Source organism: Amycolatopsis rhizosphaerae (assembly GCF_007713715.1).
GTDB lineage: Bacteria > Actinomycetota > Actinomycetes > Mycobacteriales > Pseudonocardiaceae > Amycolatopsis_E > Amycolatopsis_E rhizosphaerae.
The window spans coordinates 1-1,059 of the sequence record NZ_VJWX01000889.1; the positions used below are offsets into that span (position 1 = coordinate 1).

1 protein-coding gene is annotated in these 1,059 nt (G+C 71.4%); it reads right to left on the reverse strand.

What is annotated here, in order from left to right:
• Window positions 1–1,059, reverse strand: a 1,059-nt coding sequence (locus tag FNH05_RS37645; RefSeq protein WP_144593579.1) for a DNA polymerase III subunit gamma and tau, incomplete at both ends; no start/stop codon positions are given.

Genomic DNA, 1,059 nt, shown 5'->3' on the forward strand with positions numbered 1-1,059 from the left:
GTGCGGCGGGGGCGGTCGCCCACGGCACTTCCGCCGCGCGCGGGGCCTCGGCCACCGGCGCTCCCGTGACGGCCCTGCGCTCCAGCCGTTCGAGCCGCTGCAGCAGGGCCGCTTCGCCGTCGGCGGCCGCGGGCAGCATCATGCGTGCGCACAGCAGTTCGAGCAACAGGCGCGGCGCAGTCGCCCCACGCATCTCGGCAAGTCCATTGTGGACGATCTCGGCGTAGCGGGTGAGGGTGGCGAGCCCGATCCCCTGCGCCTGTTCGACCATCCGGTTCAGCTCGTCCTCGGGGGCCGAGACGAGGCCGCGCGTCACCGCGTCCGGCACCGAGCGCACCAGCACCAGGTCGCGCAGCCGGTCCAGCAGGTCGGAGGCGAAGCGGCGCGGGTCGTGCCCGGCCTCCGCGACCCGCTCCACGGTGCCGAAGACCGCGGCCGCGTCGTCCTTCGCGAGCCCGTCGATCATCTCGTTGATCAGTGCGGAGTCGGTGACGCCGAGCAGCGCCACGGCCCGCTGGTAGTCCACGCCTTCCGGACCGGCCCCGGCCAGCAGTTGGTCCAATACGGACTGCGTGTCACGCGCCGAACCGCCCCCGGCCCGGATCACCAGCGGATACACCGCCGGGTCGACGCGGACGCCCTCTGCCGCCACGTTGCGTTCGAGTAGCTCGCGCATCGCGGTCGGCGGGATCAGCCGGAACGGGTAGTGGTGGGTGCGGGACCGGATCGTCGGCAGCACCTTGTCCGGCTCGGTGGTGGCGAAGATGAAGATCAGGTGTTCCGGCGGCTCCTCCACGATCTTGAGCAGGGCGTTGAACCCCTGCGTGGTGACCATGTGGGCCTCGTCGATGATGAACACCCGATAGCGTGATTCGGCGGGGGCGTAGAACGCCTTGTCCCGCAGTTCACGGGCGTCGTCCACACCGCCGTGGCTGGCCGCGTCGAGCTCGGTCACGTCGATGCTGCCCGAGCCCTCGGGCGCCAGTGCCCGGCAGGAACTGCATGTGCCGCAGGGGTCCGGGGTGGGGCCCTCGACGCAGTTGAGGGAGCTGTCTCTTA